Source organism: uncultured Psychroserpens sp., from assembly GCF_947501425.1.
Lineage (GTDB): Bacteria > Bacteroidota > Bacteroidia > Flavobacteriales > Flavobacteriaceae > Psychroserpens.
Window position 1 is genome coordinate 1 of sequence record NZ_CANMVN010000025.1, and the last position, 925, is coordinate 925.

The following is a 925-nucleotide window of genomic DNA, read 5'->3' on the forward strand; positions in this document are numbered from 1 at the left end:
TGCAATCAGAGATTGAACATTATCTCAGCGGAAAAGAGATTTTTGTAAGAGATGGCTATGTATGTGCCGATCCTGAATACAAAATGAATGTAAGAACAGTGACCGAATATCCATGGTCAAATATGTTCATCTACAATATGTTCTTAAGACCAGAGGCTGAAGAACTGGAAAATTTCCAGGAAGAATGGCTGGTCCTTTGTGCACCAGGATACGAATGTGCTGAACCTTCAAAATACGGATTACGACAAGGAAACTTCTCGATATTAAACTTCACTAAAAAGATTGCCTTAGTTGGTGGTTCTGCTTATACTGGTGAAATGAAAAAAGGCATCTTCTCTGCGCTTAATTTCATTCTACCTGTGGAGAAGAATGTACTACCAATGCACTGTTCTGCCAATGTAGGTGAAGATGGTGATACAGCTATTTTCTTCGGATTATCAGGAACAGGAAAAACAACTTTATCTGCCGATCCTGACCGTAAGTTAATTGGTGATGATGAGCATGGTTGGACCGCTCAAAACTCGATCTTCAATTTTGAAGGTGGATGTTATGCCAAAGTGATCGACCTTACTGAAGAGAAAGAACCAGACATTTACAGAGCTATTAAGCCAGGAGCTATTTTGGAGAATGTAATCTTTAAAGACAATGGTGAAATAGATTATATGGACAGCACAATCACTCAAAACACACGTGTGAGTTATCCTATTTATCATATAGATAATATCCAACAGCCATCATATGCAGGAAATCCAAAGAATATCTTTTTCTTAACCTGTGATGCATTTGGAGTACTACCTCCTGTATCTAAGTTAACACCAGGTCAGGCAGCATATCACTTTATTTCAGGATACACAGCAAAAGTGGCTGGTACTGAAGCAGGCATTACAGAACCTGTACCATCATTCTCTGCTTGTTTTGGAGAACC

At 38.9% G+C, this 925-nt stretch carries 1 protein-coding gene; it reads left to right on the forward strand.

Annotation, left to right across the window (positions count from 1 at the left end; translation table 11 throughout):
* The coding region (locus Q0951_RS17030; protein WP_299339532.1) for a phosphoenolpyruvate carboxykinase (ATP) at positions 1-925 on the forward strand (925 nt) is incomplete at both ends.